Annotated in this window: 13 protein-coding genes; 12 read left to right on the forward strand and 1 reads right to left on the reverse strand. The window is 65.1% G+C overall.

Annotation, left to right across the window (positions count from 1 at the left end; all coding sequences use genetic code 11):
- Nucleotides 1–2: 2 nt before the first annotated feature.
- The 12 genes from NKL04_RS24200 (at nucleotide 3) to NKL04_RS24255 (ending at nucleotide 17,346) form a co-directional block, all read left to right on the forward strand.
- On the forward strand, nucleotides 3–1,784 hold the full coding sequence (locus tag NKL04_RS24200; RefSeq protein ID WP_023672307.1) for a sensor histidine kinase: 1,782 nt from the start codon (nucleotides 3–5) through the stop codon (nucleotides 1,782–1,784).
- A gap of 12 nt (nucleotides 1,785–1,796) precedes the next feature.
- The gene (locus tag NKL04_RS24205) at nucleotides 1,797–2,258 is read left to right on the forward strand and encodes an HPr kinase/phosphorylase (RefSeq protein WP_023672306.1); all 462 of its coding nucleotides are present in this window, start codon (nucleotides 1,797–1,799) and stop codon (nucleotides 2,256–2,258) included.
- 164 nt (nucleotides 2,259–2,422) lie between these two features.
- On the forward strand, nucleotides 2,423–2,824 hold the full coding sequence (locus tag NKL04_RS24210) for a PTS sugar transporter subunit IIA (RefSeq protein ID WP_023672304.1): 402 nt from the start codon (nucleotides 2,423–2,425) through the stop codon (nucleotides 2,822–2,824).
- The gene (locus NKL04_RS24215) at nucleotides 2,821–3,111 is read left to right on the forward strand and encodes an HPr family phosphocarrier protein (protein WP_023672303.1); all 291 of its coding nucleotides are present in this window, start codon (nucleotides 2,821–2,823) and stop codon (nucleotides 3,109–3,111) included. Before NKL04_RS24210 ends, NKL04_RS24215 begins: the two co-directional genes overlap by 4 nt.
- A 205-nt stretch (nucleotides 3,112–3,316) precedes the next feature.
- Nucleotides 3,317–4,717, forward strand: a complete 1,401-nt coding sequence (gene ahcY, locus NKL04_RS24220) for an adenosylhomocysteinase (RefSeq protein ID WP_023702077.1) — start codon at nucleotides 3,317–3,319, stop codon at nucleotides 4,715–4,717.
- Nucleotides 4,718–5,024: 307 nt separating this feature from the next.
- Complete coding sequence (locus NKL04_RS24225) at nucleotides 5,025–7,589, forward strand: sensor histidine kinase (protein ID WP_023672300.1); 2,565 nt, start codon at nucleotides 5,025–5,027, stop codon at nucleotides 7,587–7,589.
- A gap of 8 nt (nucleotides 7,590–7,597) precedes the next feature.
- Nucleotides 7,598–9,109, forward strand: a complete 1,512-nt coding sequence (gene tsaE / locus NKL04_RS24230; RefSeq protein ID WP_023702076.1) for a tRNA (adenosine(37)-N6)-threonylcarbamoyltransferase complex ATPase subunit type 1 TsaE — start codon at nucleotides 7,598–7,600, stop codon at nucleotides 9,107–9,109.
- A gap of 14 nt (nucleotides 9,110–9,123) precedes the next feature.
- Nucleotides 9,124–9,828 carry a nucleotidyltransferase family protein gene (locus tag NKL04_RS24235; protein WP_027049083.1) on the forward strand — a complete coding sequence of 235 codons (705 nt, stop codon included), beginning with the start codon at nucleotides 9,124–9,126 and terminating at the stop codon, nucleotides 9,826–9,828.
- Nucleotides 9,825–12,962, forward strand: a complete 3,138-nt coding sequence (gene addB / locus NKL04_RS24240) for a double-strand break repair protein AddB (protein ID WP_352724493.1) — start codon at nucleotides 9,825–9,827, stop codon at nucleotides 12,960–12,962. The genes NKL04_RS24235 and addB overlap by 4 nt, the downstream gene beginning before the upstream one ends.
- Complete coding sequence (addA, locus tag NKL04_RS24245; RefSeq protein ID WP_023702074.1) at nucleotides 12,959–16,477, forward strand: double-strand break repair helicase AddA; 3,519 nt, start codon at nucleotides 12,959–12,961, stop codon at nucleotides 16,475–16,477. Before addB ends, addA begins: the two co-directional genes overlap by 4 nt.
- Before the next feature lie 73 nt (nucleotides 16,478–16,550).
- Nucleotides 16,551–16,874: a thioredoxin gene (gene trxA / locus NKL04_RS24250; protein WP_023672297.1), complete on the forward strand. Its 324-nt coding sequence runs from the start codon at nucleotides 16,551–16,553 to the stop codon at nucleotides 16,872–16,874.
- Between the two features lie 190 nt (nucleotides 16,875–17,064).
- The gene (locus tag NKL04_RS24255) at nucleotides 17,065–17,346 is read left to right on the forward strand and encodes a cupin domain-containing protein (protein WP_023672296.1); all 282 of its coding nucleotides are present in this window, start codon (nucleotides 17,065–17,067) and stop codon (nucleotides 17,344–17,346) included.
- 438 nt (nucleotides 17,347–17,784) lie between these two features.
- Here the strand turns inward: NKL04_RS24255 and NKL04_RS24260 are convergent, their stop codons facing one another.
- Entirely contained in the window at nucleotides 17,785–18,204 is a 420-nt protein-coding gene (locus tag NKL04_RS24260) for a VOC family protein (protein WP_023681395.1), read from the reverse strand.
- Nucleotides 18,205–18,225 lie beyond the last annotated feature (21 nt).

The raw sequence follows: 18,225 nt of genomic DNA on the forward strand, positions 1-18,225 counted from the left end.
CGATGGCAGTGGATGTACAGCGGAGCAGACGAACGAGCGCTGTCAGGCGGTCGCGGATTCTGCCCGCATTCCTGTCGAGGTTGACCGTGCCGATGCGCCGCTTCCTCGGCCACCACATCTTTTCCAGCCTGACCCGGCGCATCCTGTTCCTCAACCTGGCCGGCCTCGCCGTGCTGGTCACCGGCATCCTCTATCTCAACACCTTCCGCGACGGGCTGATCGACGCCCGCGTCGAAAGCCTGATGACGCAGGGCGAGATCATCGCCGGCGCCATTGCCGCGTCGGCGACGGTCGAGACCGATTCGATCAGCATCGATCCGGAAAAACTGCTCGAACTGCAGGCCGGTGAAAGCCTCGGGCCGGGCTCAGACCAGCTCGACAACCTGGATTTCCCGATCAACCCCGAGCGCGTCGCGCCGGTGCTGCGGCGGCTGATTTCGCCGACGCGCACCCGGGCCCGCATCTATGATCGCGACGCCAATCTGCTGCTCGATTCGCGCCATCTCTACTCGCGCGGCCAGATCCTGCGCTACGACCTGCCGCCGGTCGAGGACGAGCAGCCGGATATGCTGGAGCGCGTGCAGAAATTCGTCTTCGACTTCTTCCGCAACAAGGACCTGCCCGTCTACCACGAGCAGCCCGGCGGCAACGGTGCGGCCTTCCCGGAAGTGGTCAAGGCGCTGACCGGCAGTCCATCGACGATCGTGCGGGTGAGCGAACAGGGCGAGCAGATCGTTTCCGTGGCGGTGCCGATCCAGCGCTTCCGCGCCGTTCTCGGCGTGCTGATGCTGTCGACGGAAGGCGGCGACATCGACAAGATCGTCGCCGCCGAGCGCAAGGCTATTTTGCGCGTGTTCGGCATCGCCGCCCTGGTCACCGCCATCCTGTCGATGCTGCTCGCATCCACCATCGCCAATCCGCTGCGCCGGCTATCGGCGGCGGCAGTGCGGGTGCGGCGCGGCGTCAAGAGCCGCGAGGAGATCCCCGACTTTTCCGACCGCCAGGACGAGATCGGCAATTTGTCGGTCGCGGTGCGCGACATGACCAACGCGCTCTATGCCCGCATCGAGGCGATCGAAAGCTTCGCCGCCGATGTCTCGCACGAGCTGAAGAACCCGCTGACCTCGCTGCGCAGCGCGGTGGAGACCTTGCCGCTGGCCAAGAACGACAATTCACGCGGCAGGCTGATGGAGATCATCCAGCACGATGTCCGGCGTCTCGACCGGCTGATCACCGACATTTCCGATGCCTCGCGCCTCGACGCCGAACTGGCGCGTGAGGATGCCGCCACGGTCGATTTGAAGAAATTCATCACCGATCTCGTCGCCGTGTCGCGCGAAGCGACGCGCAACAAAAAGGCTGTCGAGATCGAATTCAAGGCCGCCAAGCTGCCGCAAGGCGTCAAAGGCTATTTCGTCACCGGCCATGATCTGAGGATCGGCCAGGTCATCACCAATCTGATCGAGAATGCCCGCTCCTTCGTGCCGGAGGACCACGGCCATATCGCCATTTCCCTGGCACGCTCGGGCAAGGTCAACATCGTCACCGTCGACGACAACGGCCCCGGAATCCGCGCCGACGCCATCGACCGCATCTTCGAGCGCTTCTACACCGACCGCCCGGCGGGCGAGGCGTTCGGCCAGAATTCGGGGCTTGGCCTGTCGATATCCAGGCAGATCGTCGAAGCCCATGGCGGCACGCTGACCGCCGAGAACATCCCCGGCACCAAGCCCGGCGACATCAAGGGCGCGCGCTTCGTCGTTACGCTGCCGGCCGAAGGCTGATCGCGGCTGCGCATGCCCGATCCCACCGCGGAACCCGAGAACATCCATGCCACCGCAGTCCTGATTGGCGAGCGGGGCGTCCTGATCACCGGGCCGTCCGGCTCGGGCAAGACAACGCTGGCGCTGGCGCTCATCGACCATTTCAGCCGGCTCGGGCTGTTTGCGCGGCTGATCGGCGACGACCAGCTGTTTGTCGCGGCGCGTTTCGGGCGGCTGGTCTGCCATGCGCCAGCCAGCATTGCCGGCCTCGCAGAGGTGCCCGGACTTGGTCCGAAGCCGCTTTTGTTCCAACCTGTGGGAGTCATCGACCTTACGATCCAGCTGGTTGCCGCTAACGCTGTGGAGCGTTTCCAGGAAGAGTCGAGCGCGACCATTGCCGGCTGTGTGGTGCCGCGCATCGACCTCGTTCAGCGCAACGTCACTGCGGCTTTGCCGGCGGTAATGGCGCGGCTGGCGATTGCGCCTTTCGTATGATCCGCCGCCGGTTTTTTGCTGCAATGCGTCAAATTGGCCATGGCCGACGCAATTTTGGGCTTGTCAACGCGCCGCGCGTCGACAAGATAGCGCTCCCGCCGCCTGGGATGGCCGGCGAGCATAAAAAGCGCCTGTGAAGCGGCGATGACGGGAGCCACCATAGAATGATCGGACTCGTGCTTGTAACGCACGGTCAACTGGCCGCCGAGTTCCGCCATGCCGTGGAACATGTCGTGGGGCCACAAGACAATTTCGAAACCGTGGCAATCGGCGCCGATGACGATATGGAGCAGCGTCGGCGCGATATCGTCGACGCCGTCGGCCGCGTCGACACCGGGACCGGCGTCATCGTTCTGACCGATATGTTCGGCGGCACGCCTTCCAACCTCGCCATTTCGGTGATGGAATCCGGTCGCACCGAGGTCATCGCCGGCATGAACCTGCCGATGCTGATCAAGCTGTCGTCGATCCGCAAGGGCGACAACATGGCGACCGCGCTCGACGAGGCGCAGGCCGCGGGGCGCAAATACATCAACGTCGCAAGTCAGCTGCTGAGCAGCAAATGAACGCGCTGTCGCCTGGTGAGATCGTGCGCGAGTTCCCGATCGTCAACCAGCGCGGCCTGCATGCGCGCGCCTCGGCGAAGTTCGTCCAGGTCGCCAGCGGCTTCGACGCCACCGTCCATGTCGAGAAGGATGGTCTCAAGGTCGGCGGCACCTCGATCATGGGGCTGATGATGCTGGCGGCGAGCCCCGGTTATTCGATCCGCGTCACCGCCAGCGGCGCTGAAGCCGCAGCGGCGATGGACGCGCTGGAGCAGCTGGTCGCCTCGCGCTTCGGCGAAGAGTGCTGAAGTTTTTGCTTTGAACGCCGTTGCCCCAAACCGCGGGATACTTTTGGGCGGCATGCATCCCCGTAAACACATACGCGCATAAAGATTTCTTTATATCCCATTGTCGTCTTGGCGGCGATCTGCTAGTCAGGCCGGCATTCCGCGCCCTTCGACGCGCCGTGTGGCGCAGGCGCATTCTGAAGACAAATCACACCGGAGCACTGCCATGACAGGTAGCAAGGACTATGTGGTCGCCGACATCTCGCTTGCCGGCTGGGGCCGCAAGGAACTCGATATCGCCGAAACCGAAATGCCGGGCCTGATGGCCTGCCGCGAGGAATTCGGCGACAAGAAGCCGTTGAAAGGTGCGCGCATCACCGGATCGCTGCACATGACCATCCAGACGGCGGTGCTGATCGAGACGCTGAAGGCGCTTGGCGCCGATATCCGCTGGGCATCGTGCAACATCTTCTCGACCCAGGACCATGCGGCCGCGGCCATCGCCGAGGCCGGCATCCCGGTGTTCGCCGTCAAGGGCGAGTCGCTCGAGGAGTATTGGGACTACACCGACAGGATCTTCCAGTGGGCCGATGGCGACCTCTCCAACATGATCCTCGACGATGGCGGCGACGCCACGATGTACATACTGATCGGCGCCCGCGCCGAGGCCGGCGAGGACGTGCTGTCCAACCCGCAGAGCGAGGAAGAGGAATACTTCTACGCCCAGGTCAAGAAGCGCCTGAAGGCCTCACCCGGCTTCTTCACCAAGCAGAAGGAAGCCATTCGCGGCGTCACCGAAGAGACGACGACGGGCGTCAACCGTCTCTACCAGCTGCAGAAGAAGGGCCTGCTGCCGTTCCCCGCGATCAACGTCAACGACTCGGTCACCAAGTCGAAGTTCGACAACAAATATGGCTGCAAGGAATCGCTGGTCGACGGCATCCGCCGCGGCACCGACACCATGATGGCCGGCAAGGTTGCGGTCGTCTGCGGCTATGGCGACGTCGGCAAGGGCTCGTCGGCTTCGCTCAAGGGCGCCGGCGCCCGCGTCAAGGTCACCGAAGTCGATCCGATCTGCGCGCTGCAAGCGGCGATGGACGGCTTTGAAGTCGTCACGCTGGAAGATGCCGCACCGACCGCCGACATCGTCATCACCACCACCGGCAACAAGGATGTCGTCACCCTCGACCACATGCGCTCGATGAAGGACATGGTGATCGTCGGCAATATCGGCCACTTCGACAATGAGATCCAGGTCGCGTCGCTGCGCAACCTGCAATGGACCAACGTCAAGCCGCAGGTCGACATGATAACCTTCCCGGACGGCAAGCGGATGATCCTGCTGTCCGAGGGGCGCCTGCTCAACCTCGGCAACGCGACCGGTCATCCGAGCTTCGTGATGTCGGCTTCGTTCACCAATCAGGTGCTGGCGCAGATCGAGCTCTACACCAAGCCCGGCCAGTACCAGAACCAGGTCTATGTGCTGCCCAAGCACCTCGACGAGAAGGTGGCGCGTCTGCATCTCGACAAGCTTGGAGCCCGCTTGACCGAACTTTCCGGCGAACAGGCCGCCTATATCGGCGTGACCCCGCAGGGTCCGTTCAAGCCGGAACACTACCGCTATTAGCCAAAGCGGCGTTTACCACTAGATATTGAAGCCGGGCGATTGACTTTTCGCCCGGCTTCTTTTTTGCGCGGATGATTCTTCACGCCGATTCCAGCACGCGCTATTGTGCTGATTCGTGGGCCGGGGACGAGGCCGGCGTACGCATCGAGAGCATGATTCGAACCGAAGGACCGCGTCAGCGAAAAGTGGGAAGCGGTTTTCGGAAAAGATCATGCTCTTTAGAAAAGAGTTAGGTCAGAAGGGCGTTTCATCAAACGTGATCCTGATCTAGGCGGTCTTGCATTCAGGCGGCGAAGAGGACCAAGGCATGCCGGGGGAAAACCCGCCTCGCGCGGGATCGGCCGTTTCCGGCGGCCATGACGATTCCGATAGCAATGGCTCCGTCACGACAGGCGGTGGCCTGAAGAGGCGCGTTGGCGCCCGCACCGCCGGCTTTCTTGCCACCTCAGCTCTTGCCGGCCCGCTCACCTCGTTTGCCGCCCATGCCGAGCCGGCCATTGCGCAGAAGGCCGGACTGTCGGTCAGCGCGGTCGAAGTCATCCAGCTCGCCATGTTCGTCGGCGTCATGGGCGCGGCACTGGTCTCGGCCATCTTCCTGATCCGCGAAAGAGCCCGCACCTCGGCGCAGAATGTCGAACTCAGAGCCCGCATTGCCGACATCAATGCGGCGCTGCAGCGCTCCGAGGCGCTGCTCAATCTGCGTGACCAGCGCGTCATCGTCTGGGCGTCGGAGAACAAGAAGCCGGAGCTGATCGGCACGCTGCCGCTGGAAAGCGGTGCGCCGGACGACCGTGCAGCCTTCCTCGCCTTCGGCCGCTGGCTGATGCCGCGCTCGGCGGCGGCGCTCGAAAATGCCGTCGCTGGTCTGCGCGAGAAAGCGAAACCCTTTGATCTCGTGATCGAATCGCAGGCCGGGGCGCCGCTTGAAGTGCATGGCCGCAAGAGCGCCGCGCATGTGCTGGTGCGCTTCGTCTCGCTGTCGGAAACTCAGAGGAGCCAAGCCAGGCTGAAGATCGAGAACCAGCGGCTGGCCGCCGACTACGAGACCATGATCGGCCTGCTCGACGCCTTGCCGATGCCGGCCTGGCTGCGCGCCACCGACGGGCGGCTGAAATGGGTCAACCGTGCCTATGCCGGAGCGGTCGAGGCACCGAACGCCGAGACCGCCGTGCGCGAAGCCAAGGAATTCCTCGGCGCCCAAGCGCGCGAACAGATCGCCGCGCAGCACAAATCGCGCCCAATCTTCGAACAAACGCTGTCGACAGTGATCGAGGGCGACCGCCGCGTGTTCGCCGTCACCGACTTCGCCGGTGCCGACGGCTCGGCCGGCCTTGCCTGCGACACCAGCGCCACCGAAACCATTCGCGGCGAATATGAGCGCACGGTGCGCAGCCATGCCGACACGCTCGACCAGCTCAACACGGCGGTGGCGATCTTCGATGCCAACGAGAAGTTGCGCTTCTTCAACCAGGCGTTCCAGAAACTGTGGGGGCTGGACCCGGGCTTCCTGCACAGCGCGCCCGACAATGCGCTGCTGCTCGACCGGCTGCGCAGCGAAGGCAAGATCGCCGAGCAGCCGGAATGGCGGCGCTGGAAAGAAGGCCTGCTTGGTGCCTACCGCGCGGTGGAATCGCAAGAGCATTGGTGGCATCTGCCCGACGGCAAGACCATCCGCGTGGTGGCCAACCCGCAGCCGAAGGGCGGCGTGACCTGGGTGTTCGAGAACCTGACCGAGAAGATGGACCTGGAAAGCCGCTACCAGACGGCGGTGCGGGTCCAGGGCGAAACGCTCGACAATCTGGCCGAAGGCGTCGCCGTGTTCGGTCCCGATGGGCGGCTGCGCCTGTCGAACCCGGCCTTTGTCGCGCTGTGGGGACTGAGCCAGGATGTGATCAAGCCCAACGTCCATGTCTCGGCGATCCGCGATCTCAGCGACCAGCGCGCCGTCGACAGCCCGTGGGGCGGGTTCGTCGCCGCCATCACCGGTTTCGACGACGAGCGCCGCGACCGCCATGGCCAGACCGAACTGAAGAACGGCACAGTGCTCAGCTACGCCGTCATCCCGCTGCCCAACGGCCAGGTGATGATGACCTTTGTGGACGTCACCGACAGCGTCAATGTCGAGCGCGCGCTGAAGGACAAGAACGAAGCGCTGCAGAAATCCGACCAGCTGAAGAACGAGTTCGTGCAGCATGTCTCCTACGAGCTGCGCTCGCCGCTGACCAACATCATCGGCTTCACCGAGCTTCTGTCGCTGCCGGCGACCGGGCCGCTCAGCCCAAAGCAGCGCGAATATGTCGAGCATGTCGGCTCGTCATCCTCGGTGCTGCTCACCATCGTCAACGACATACTCGACCTCGCCACCGTCGACGCCGGCATCATGCAGCTCGACATTTCGGAAGTAAGCGTCGAGCGCACCATCGAGGCCGCGGCCGAACTGGTCGCCGACCGGCTGCAAGAGCATTCGATCAAGCTCCGGATCGACGCCGCTGCGGCGCCGAAGAGTTTTCACGGCGACGAGACCCGGGTTCGCCAGATCCTCTACAATCTGCTCAGCAACGCCGCCAATTACGCGCCGGAGGCGAGCACTATCACGCTTGCCTGCCGGCATTTGGAGCAAGGTGTGGAATTCTCCGTCCATGACAACGGCCCCGGCATGCCGCCGGACCTGCTCGATTCGGTGTTCCGCCGCTTCGAGCCGCGCACCAATGGCGGGCGCCGGCGCGGTGCGGGCTTAGGCCTGTCGATCGTCAAGAGCTTTGTCGAGCTGCACGGCGGCAGCGTGCGCATCGAGACCGGCAAGGACAAGGGCACCACCGTCATCTGCACCTTCCCCGATGCACCGTCGGGCATCCGCGCCGCGGCCGAGTAGCGCGCTCGATGACCGTTGTTGTGCTGGAGCGTTTTCTCGCCGACGAGGCTGCGACCGCAAGGCTCGGCGAAGACCTGGCCATGGCGCTGCGGCCGGGCGACGTGCTGGCGCTCAAGGGCGATCTCGGCGCCGGCAAGTCGACGCTGGCGCGGGCCCTGATCAGGGCGCTGGCCGATGATGCCGGCCTCGATGTGCCGAGCCCTACCTTCACCTTGGTGCAAAGCTACGACACGCGCATCCCCGTGCACCATTTCGATCTCTATCGCCTGTCCTCGGCCGGCGAGATGGACGAGCTGGGTTTCGACGAGGCGCTGCTGCAGGGCGCTGCCCTTGTCGAGTGGCCGGAACGGGCGGAGGCCGCTCTTCCGAGAACGTCGATCTGGATCGAACTCGTCCATCAGGACGAAGGACGATTGGCGAAACTATCGGGCCAAGGCGTTGCCTTCGAACGCGTGGCGCGATCGCTGGCGATGCGCGATTTCCTCAAAACGGCCGGTTGGGGCGACGCCGCGCGGCGCCATTTCGTCGGCGACGCCTCGGCGCGCTCTTACGAGATTGTTTCGCTCGCCGGCCTTGCGCCGCGCGTGCTGATGAATTCGCCAAGGCTGGTGCTGGGGCCGCCGGTGCGCGACGGCAAGCCCTATGCCGTGATCGCCCACACGGCGCAGTCGGTCACCGCTTTCGTCGCCATCGACAAGGCGCTGCTGGCGCAAGGTGTCAGTGTCCCAAAAATCCATGCCGAGGATCTCGAGCAAGGGTTTCTGCTGCTGGAGCATCTGGGCTCGGAAGGTTTTCTCGACGGCAATGGTGAGCCGGTGGCCGAGCGCTACGCGGCAGCAGCCGAATTGCTGGCCATGATGCATGGCAAGACCTGGCTGCCGCGCATGGAAGCCGTCCCAGGCGTCTTCCACGAGGTGCCGCCCTTCGATCGCGACGCCATGCTGATCGAAGCCGATCTCTTGGTCGATTGGTATGTGCCGATGGTGACCGGCAGCCCGGCAAGCGAGGCTTTACGCGCCGGCTATCACAGGGAATGGAACGCGGTTCTCGATCGGCTGGACACACAGGAATACACGCTGATGCTGCGCGACTTCCATTCGCCCAACATCATCTGGCGCGGTGACCGCAAAGGCCACGACCGCCTCGGCATCGTCGACGTCCAGGACGCGCTGATGGGTCCTGCGGCCTATGACGTTGCGTCGCTGGCCATGGATGCCCGCGTCACCGTTTCGCCCGATATCGAGCAGCGGACCGTGGACGCCTATGTCGCTGCGCGCCACGCCGCCGGCGGCTTCGATGAGGACGCCTTCCGCGCAGCCTATGCGATCATGGCGGCGCAGCGCAATTCGAAGATCCTCGGCATTTTCGTGCGGCTCGAAAAGCGCGACGGTAAGCCCTATTATCTCCGACACCTGCCGCGCATCCGCGATTATCTCAGGCGGGCGCTGGCGCACCCGGCGCTGGCTCAGCTGAAGGAGTTTTACATGGCACATGGCCTGCTGGAGGAACGGCTCCCGTGACCTTGACCACAGCGATGGTGCTGGCGGCGGGTCTTGGCAAGCGCATGCGGCCGATCACCGACACCATGCCGAAGCCGCTGGTGCGGATCGCCGGCAGGACCTTGCTCGACTGGGGGCTGGACAGTCTCGAAGCGGCCGGCGTCGAGAAAGCAATCGTCAACGTGCACTATCTGCCGGACCAGATCGTCGCCCATATAGCCCACAGGCGGGCGCCAAAGATCGTCATTTCCGACGAGCGCGACGCGCTGCTGAATTCGGCGGGTGGCATCGTCAAAGCGTTGCCGCTGCTGGGCAGCGACCCCTTCTACATCATCAACGCCGATACGTTCTGGATCGACAGCGGCCAGCCCAGCCTCGAACGCCTTGCCCTTGCATGGGACGGCGCGAAAATGGATATTCTGCTGATGCTTACCGATCTCGACTCGGCCACCGGACACGGTGTCGGCACGGATTTCCTCATGGCGCCGGATGGCGGCCTGCGGCGCTCGAAAGGCGATCCGGCCGGGTTGATCTATGCCGGAGCGGCAATCGTCAATCCCGCCATCTTCAGGGATGCGCCGGCCGGGGCGCATTCGCTCAACACCCATTTCGACAAGGCAATCGCCTCTGGCCGTCTGTTCGGCATGCAGATGCGCGGAAGCTGGATCACCGTCGGCACTCCCGACGCCATTCCGCAGGCGGAAGCGGCCGCCGCCGAAGCTCTCGCGAAGGTGGTATGAGCGGCGCGCGCCGCGTTCTTTCGATCCCGCCCGGAGCGCCATTCCTGCCGACTCTGGCGCAAGCCTTGCTGGCGGGACAGCTTGTGCCCGGCTTCCGGTTCGACGGCGATCCGCTGGCGCTGGCTGATGTCACAATCTATGTGCCGACGCGGCGCGCGGCCCGCGCGCTGCGCGGCGCCTTTGTCGACGCGCTTTCGGGACCGGGAGGGAGCCGCCGTTCGGCGATCCTGCCGGTCATCCGCCCGCTCGGAGAGTTCGACCAGGACGAAGCCGCCTTCGACGCCGGCACGCCGACCGAGCTTGAAATGGCGCCGCCGATCGCAGCCATCGAACGCCTGCTGCTGCTGGCGCCGCTGGTGCAGGCCTGGAAGCGCACCCTGCCGGCGCATGTCCTTGATATGTTCAACGAAGAGATCGTCGTGCCGGCCTCCGCCGCCGATGCGATCTGGCTGGCGCGCGACCTCGCCCGGCTGATGGACGAGATCGAAACCGAAGGCACGGACTGGACCAGGCTTGCCGATCTGGTCACCGGCAATCTTGCCGGCTGGTGGCTGGTGACGCTCGATTTCCTCCGCATCGTCACCGAGGCCTGGCCGAAATTGCTTGAGGAGCGCGACCGTTCCAACCCGGCCGCGCACCGCAATGCGCTGATCCGGCGCGAGGCGAAGCGGCTGGAACGCAATCCGCCCAAAGGTCCGGTGATCGCCGCCGGCTCGACGGGCTCTATTCCCGCCACGGCTGAACTGCTTGCCACGGTCGCCAGCCTGCCCAACGGCGCCGTGGTGCTGCCCGGGCTCGATGGGATGCTGGACGAACCGTCTTTTGCCGCGATTGCGGCGCCCGGTGCGCGGCCGGCACTGCTCGGCCACCCGCAATACGGCATGGCCAAGCTGATCGGCAAGATCGGCGTGCTGCGTGGCGATGTCGAGGAAGTGGTCTCCGCCGAGCCCGCACTGGCGCTCCGTGCGGCCCTTGTCGGCGAGGCGCTGCGGCCGGCCGAGACCACGGAATTATGGGCCGAGACCCGCATACGCTTCAACGCCGTAGACATCGCCGAGGCCTTCGCCGACGTGACGCTGGTGGAAGCCGCCAGCGAACGCGACGAGGCGGCGGCGATCGCCATCGCGCTGAAAACGGCCGTGGAACAGCCTGGACACAGGGCAGCTCTCGTTACCGGCGACCGCGGGCTGGCGCGGCGCGTCTCGGCCGAGCTGTTGCGCTTCGGCGTGATCGCCGACGATTCCGGCGGCACGCCGCTCGCCAACACGCCTGCCGCCAGCCTGCTGCGGCTCACACTTCAAGCGGTATTCCGGCCGGGCGATCCCGTCGGCCTTTTGTCGCTGCTCAAGCATCCGCTGCTCGGGCTCGGACTTGAGCGCACCGGCGTGCGCCATGCCGCCGAGCTCATCGAACTCGTGGCGCTGCGCGGCGGCACCGGACGCCCCGACATCGCCTCTTTGCCAGCACTGTTCGAGGAGCGTCTCGCCGGGCTGAGCGGGGACAAGCGCCAGCCCTTCTGGTTTTCGCGCCTGAGCGTGCGCGGCATCGACGATGCCCGCGATATGCTGAGCCGGCTTGTGGCGGCGCTGGCGCCGCTGACCGCCTTTCGCGGTGAAGAGAATGCCGATCTCGTCGCGTTGACCAGAGCGAGCGTCGCCGCGCTGGAAAATCTCGGCCGCACGGCGCAGGGCAGCCTGGCTGAATTTTATGCCGGCGACGCCGGCGAGAAACTCGCCGAGCTGCTGCGCGGTGTGGTCGCCGCGTCTGCATCGTTCGACTTCCCGGCCGACGAATGGCCTGATGTGATGGACGCGCTGGTAGCACCGGAAACGGTCAAGCCCGGGCAAGGCACCGACCGCAACATCGCCATTTGGGGGGCGCTGGAAGCGCGGCTGCAGAATGTCGACACGCTGGTCATTGGCGGGCTGAACGAGGGCGTGTGGCCACGCAAGCCGGAAAGCGATCGCTTCATGTCGCGGTTGATGAAGACCGGCATCGATCTCGAGCCGCCGGAGCGCCGTATCGGCCTTGCCGCCCACGACTTCCAGATGGCGATGGGGGCGAAAAAGGTGGTGCTGACGCGCTCCGCCCGAGCCGGCGACGCACCGGCGGTGCCGTCGCGCTGGCTGCAGCGCATCCTCACCTTCATCGGCAAGGATCCAGCGGCCGCACTGCGCGGACGCGGCGACGAATTGCTTGCCTGGGCGCGCGCGCTCGATGCCGGCGAGCGGCAGCATTTCGCGCCGCGACCGCAGCCGAAACCACCGCTAAGCATGCGGCCCACCCACTTCTCGGTGACCGAGATCGAGACGCTGCGCCGCGACCCCTATGCGGTCTATGCCAAGCGTATTCTGAGCCTTCTGCCGCTCGAGCCGGTGATCCGCGACCCCGGCGCGGCCGAGCGCGGCACGCTGTTTCATGACATCCTGCATCTGTTCTCGACAGAGGTTGCGGACCCGCGCGCGCCGGAAGCCCTGGAGCGCCTTATCGCCGCCGGCCGGACCTGCTTTGCCGAGATCGCCCTGCCCGCCGACGTCGAGGCTGTGTGGTGGCCGCGCTTCGAAAAGCTTGCCGCCAACATCATCGAATGGGAGCGCGGCCGCGCTCCCGCCGTCGCCCGGCGGCATGCCGAGGAGCGCGCCGAAAAGACCGCTGTCGGCCGCACCGGCGTGACGCTGTCCGGCTATGCCGACCGCGTCGACCTTTTGGCCGGCGGCATGGCCGACATTCTCGATTACAAGACCGGCTCCTCGCCGTCCAAGGCGCAGGCCCACACGTTGCTGGCGCCACAGCTGGCGCTCGAAGGGGCGCTGCTCCGGCGCGGCGCCTTCAAGGGGCTTGGCGCGCGCGAGCCCTCCCAGCTTGCATTTGTGCGGCTGAAGCCGAATGGCGAAGTGTTCGAGGAATCCATCCTCGACTACAACCGCCAGCCCCGGACCGCCGAAGACCTCGCCGAGGAGGCCTGGGCGCGGCTGGAAAAGCTGCTGGTCCATTATGCAGATCCGACGACCGGCTACCTGTCGCGGGCGCTGCCTTTTCGCGAGGGCGAGAGCGATGGCGATTACGACCATCTGGCGCGCGTGCTCGAATGGTCGGCCGGCGGCGACAGCGATGACGAGGGCGGGGAGGCATGAAAAAAGCCTATCCCGTCCCCAGCGAAACCGCCGCCAGCCAGGCGCGCGCTTCCGACCCGAAGAACTCGGCCTGGGTGTCGGCCAATGCCGGCTCGGGCAAGACGCATGTGCTGGCCCAGCGCGTCATCCGGCTGCTGCTCAACGGCACCGATCCGTCGAAGATCCTGTGCCTGACCTATACGCGGGCGGCCGCCGCCAACATGTCGAACCGCGTGTTCTCGACCCTGTCGGAATGGACAGCGCTCGGCGATGCCGAGCTTGCCACAAAGATTGAGGCGGTGGACGGCCGCCGGCCCGACCGCGACACGATGCGGCGGGCGCGCCGGCTGTTTGCCGAAGCGCTGGAAACGCCGGGCGGGCTGAAGATCCAGACCATCCACGCCTTCTGCGAATCGGTGCTGCACCAGTTTCCGCTGGAGGCCAACATCCCGGCGCATTTCGAAATGCTCGATCCGCAGATGGAGGCCTCGCTATTTGCCGGCGCCCGCCGCGACATGATTTCGGGCACGTCAGCCGGAGACGCCGGACTGGCCGAGGCCTTTGCCACCGTGCTGGAGCGCGGCGGAGAACACGGGCTCGATGCGCTGCTCGCCGAAATCGTGCGCAAGCGCGACGGCTTACGCGGCTTCATCGATGCGGTCCGGCGCGACGGCGCCGGCTTTCAGGCCCTGTTCGACGAATTCCATTTTCGCCCCGGGCAGAGCGCCGAAGACATAGCGGCATCGGTATGGCCGCTGCCGGGTTTCCTGCCGGACTTCTTTGCAGAGTTCGCCAGTGCCGCCGAGGCCACCGACGCCCGCACCGTGCTCAACAATCTCTTGCCCTATGCCCGCTTGGCCTTTGCCGAGACGGACCCGATCCGCCGGCTGCAGATGCTCGGCAAAGCCTTTCTCAAGGCCGATGGCGACCCCTATGATCCCTCAAAGTTGTTCAAGAAGGCGCTGCTCGGCCGGCTGCCCGACCTTCCCGAGCGCTATCTGGCGGCCGTCAAGGCGATAACAGAGGTCTCCGACCGGCTGGCGCTGTTCCGGATGCTGGAAGGCACGGTCGCGGCGTTGACCATAGCCGACTGGCTGATCGTGCGGTACGAGCGCCTGAAGCGCAGCCGCGGCTTTCTCGACTTCAACGACCTCATCACCCGCACCGTCAACCTTCTGGCGCGGCCGGATGCCGGACCCTGGGTGCAGTACAAGCTCGACCAGGGTATCGACCACATCCTGCTGGACGAGGCGCAGGACACCAGCCCCGACCAATGGGAGGTGGTGAAGCGGCTGGCGGAGGAGTTCTTTGCCGGCCACGGCCAGCGCGGCACGACCAATCGCACGGTGTTCGCCGTCGGCGACGAAAAGCAGTCGATCTATTCCTTTCAGGGTGCCGCGCCGGAATCCTTCGCCGACAGCCGGCTCTTGTTTTCCGGACGTGTGAACGCCGCCAATGCTTCGTTTGCCGACCTGAAACTGACCTGGTCGTTCCGGTCGACCGACGACGTGCTTGCCGCCGTCGACCGCGTCTTTGCCGATCCGGGCGTGCGGCGCGGCATCAGCCATGACCCCGATCCGCTCGACCACAAGGCGATCCGCAACGACGCGCCTGGCTATGTCGAGGTCTGGCCGTCGCTCGGCGCTGACGCCGTCGAGGAGCCCGACGACTGGACGTTGCCGGTCAATCATGCCAGCGCGCCGGCTGTGCGGGTGGCCGAGCACGTGGCTGCGATCATCCAGGCCTGGCTCAAGGACCGCGAGATCATCGAGGGCAAGGGACGCAGGCTGAGGGCCGGCGACATTCTTGTGCTGGTGCGCAAGCGCGACCGCTTCGTCCATGCGCTGTCGCGCGCGCTGAAGGACCGCGATATTCCCGTTGCCGGCGCCGACCGGCTGAGCCTGCCCGGCCACATCGCGGTCAAGGACCTGATCGCACTCGGCCATTTCCTCATCCAGCCGCAGGATGATCTGTCGCTCGCCGCCGTGCTCCGCAGCCCGGTTTTCGACGTGTCGGAGGAGACGCTTTTTACGCTTGGCGCCGGACGGCCAGCCGGAACATCGCTGATCGCCTCACTACGCCAGCATGCTGGCGACAATACCGCGCTGACCGATGTCGTTGCCCGGCTCGACGGCTGGGCCAACGAGGCGGCGTTCCGGCCCGTGTTCGAATTCTACGCCGGGGTGCTGGCGCGCGACGGCCTGCGCAAGAAGATGATCGCCCGGCTTGGACCGGAAGCCGGCGACATCCTCGACGAATTCCTGAGTTTCTGCCTGGCCGAGGAACGCACCGGACTGCCGGGGCTGGAAGCCTTTCTGGCGACGCTGGAGAACACCGGCCCGGAGATCAAGCGCGAGATGGACCAGACGCGCGACGAGGTCCGCGTGATGACCGTGCACGCCGCCAAGGGCCTGGAAGCGCCTGTTGTCTTCCTGGTCGATGGCGGGTCGGCGCCGTTCAGCGACCAGCATCTGCCGCGGCTCATGCCGTTCGACGCTTCGGGCCGCAATTTCGACGGCAAGGGCTATCTCTGGCGCTCGGCCGCCGATGTCGCCAACGGCTTCTCAAAGGCAGCCTCGGCCAGGGCGCGGGAGCTTGCCGACGACGAATACCGGCGGCTGCTCTATGTCGGCATGACACGCGCCGAGGACCGGCTGATCGTCTGCGGCTATCACGGCAAGCGTCAGCCCAGCACCGGCACCTGGCATTCGATCGTCAGCCGCGCGCTGCTGGCAGCGCCGGAAAGCACGGAGCGCCATCATCCCGCCAGCGGCGAGCCGGTGCATCGCTTCGTCATCACCAAGCTGCCGCCGGTGGCGCTGGCAGCCGCCGACGAGGCGCGGCTGCCGCAACAGGTGCCGCCGCTGCCGGTGGGCTTGTTCCGGCCCTTGCCGCCTTATGAGGAGCTGCCGCGCCCGCTGTCGCCTTCCGGCGCGTCGGCGCTGATCGACGAGGCCAAGGAAGCTGTTGTCGATACCCGCTCGCCGGTGCTGGACAGCGAGGCGGAGCCGGGCTTTGCGGTGATGCGCGGGCTGGCGCTGCACAAGCTGCTGCAGATGCTGCCCGGTTTTGCCGAAGACGAACGGCAAGGCGCGGCGGCGCAGTATCTCATTCGAGCCGGCGCCGACTGGCCGGAGGCCGAGCGCAACAAGGCGCTGGCTTCGGTGATGGCGATCCTCAGAGATTCGCGTTTTGCCGGGCTGTTTTCGCCGTCGTCCCGCGCCGAAGTTGCTGTGATGGGCAGCCTTGAGGTCAAGGGCAGGCTGCGCTCGATCTCCGGCAAGATCGACCGGCTGGCGGTGACGCCCGGGCGCGTATCGATCGTCGACTACAAGACCAACCGGCCGGCGCCCGCAGGCCTGGCCCAGGTGCCGCCGGCCTATATCCTGCAGCTGGCGCTCTACCGCGCGCTGCTCCAGCCGCTTTACCCCGGCCGCGCGGTGACGGCAGCACTGCTGTTCACCGAGGCACCGAGGCTTATCGAACTGCCGGTGCAAGCGATGGATGACGCCCTTGCCCGACTCACGGGAGCGTGACACAAGTTCTGCTTGAAGAAGGGCTGCTGAACCACCACATTTGGTGCGAGATAAATTTCGAAAGGATTTTCGTATGGCCACCGTCAAGGTCGACAAGAGCAATTTCCAGGCCGATGTGCTCAACGCCTCGCAGCCCGTCGTCGTGGATTTCTGGGCCGAATGGTGCGGCCCCTGCAAGATGATCGGTCCGTCGCTGGAAGAGATCGCCAACGAACTCGGCGACAAGATCAAGATCGCCAAGCTGAACATCGACGAGAACCCCGAGCTTGCCGCCCAATTCGGCGTGCGCTCGATCCCGACGCTGATGATCTTCAAGGGCGGCGAAGTCGCCGACATGAAGGTCGGCGCCGCGCCGAAGACCGCGCTGTCGCACTGGATCAATGGCAGCCTCGCCTGATCTGGCTTTGTTTTGATGCATGTCGTCCTCCCAAAACCGGGACCACTTTTGGGCGACCTGCATTAGTTCCCGAGATCGAAGCCCGGCCCTCGCGCCGGGCTTTTTCTTTGGCGTCATCGCCCGGCCGCCTCTGGCCCTCGCATCGGCGCACTCCATGTCATCTGCTTGAGGCAGGACAGGGAGAAACAGAATGACCGGATCCGCCAAGGCCACCGTCTTCATCGACAATGAGCGCGTCATCGTCACCGAATACCGCTTCCAGCCCGGCGACAACACCGGCTGGCACCGGCATCGCCATGACTACGTCGTGGTGCCGCTGATGGACGGCAAGGTGAAGCTGGTGACCAAGGACGGCGAGAGTTTTGCTGAAATGAAGAAGGGCGCGCCCTACTTCCGCAAGGAAGGCGTCGAGCACGACGTCATCAGCGCCAATGACGGCGAATACGCCTTCATCGAGATCGAGCTGAAATAGGCCTCAGACTGGTGCCGCGGCCGCCGATGTCTATTTAGTTTGAGCCACGGTTTTTTTGGCCTGCCTAGGCTTGCCGGGCTTCCGTCCGGTCGCGGGCTTCAGGACCTGCCCATATCCCTCTATAGCGCCCGTATACACACGATAGAGAAACGTCTCTCGGCTTACGAAATACGCGACACTGGGCTGGCCGGATGCATCATTGGGGCGCGTCGGTCTGTGGGCCACTCGAACAATTGGGTGCGGTGGCTCGATGGCTCCCGGTAACATCACATGATCGCCGACCCGCGGAGCATATTCAAATATCAGCTCCTCCGGCGGGTCGTTGTCGACGGTAACAAGACACTTCACAACCATTCGAGCTTGCCTCCATGCTTGGCCAAGCATATCGGGGCTTCTGCCCGAGGGGCAACCGCCCGATAGATTCCCCGGGCCAAAATACTACCAGTCGGCGATGCGGTCGCCTCCGGTAAATTGCGCGCTTTTTGCGGTGTATTCGAACAGCTCGATCTTCACGCCGTTGGGGTCGCGGATCCAGGCCTGAAAAGTGTCGTCGCAGGCGTGCTTCTTGGCGGTGACGTCGATGCCCTTCGATTTGATATGGGCGATCGCCGCGTCGAGATCTTCGACTTCCAGGCAGAAATGGTTGATCTGGTTCTGCTCGCTGTATGCAGTGCCGTCCTTCTGGAACACCTCGACATGGCTGCGGCCGCCGCAATTGAGGTAGAAGCCGAAGACCTTGTCGTCGCGCAGGAAATTGAACTGCGTGTCGAGGCCAAGCACGTCGCGGTAGAAGCTTCGCGTCGCCTCCAGATCATGCGCGAAGATGCAGACATGGGCGAGTTGCTTGACCTTGATCATGATGGGCTCCTCGCAGTGAAA

This window comes from Mesorhizobium sp. C264A, from assembly GCF_040324515.1.
In the GTDB taxonomy this organism is placed as follows: Bacteria; Pseudomonadota; Alphaproteobacteria; order Rhizobiales; family Rhizobiaceae; genus Mesorhizobium.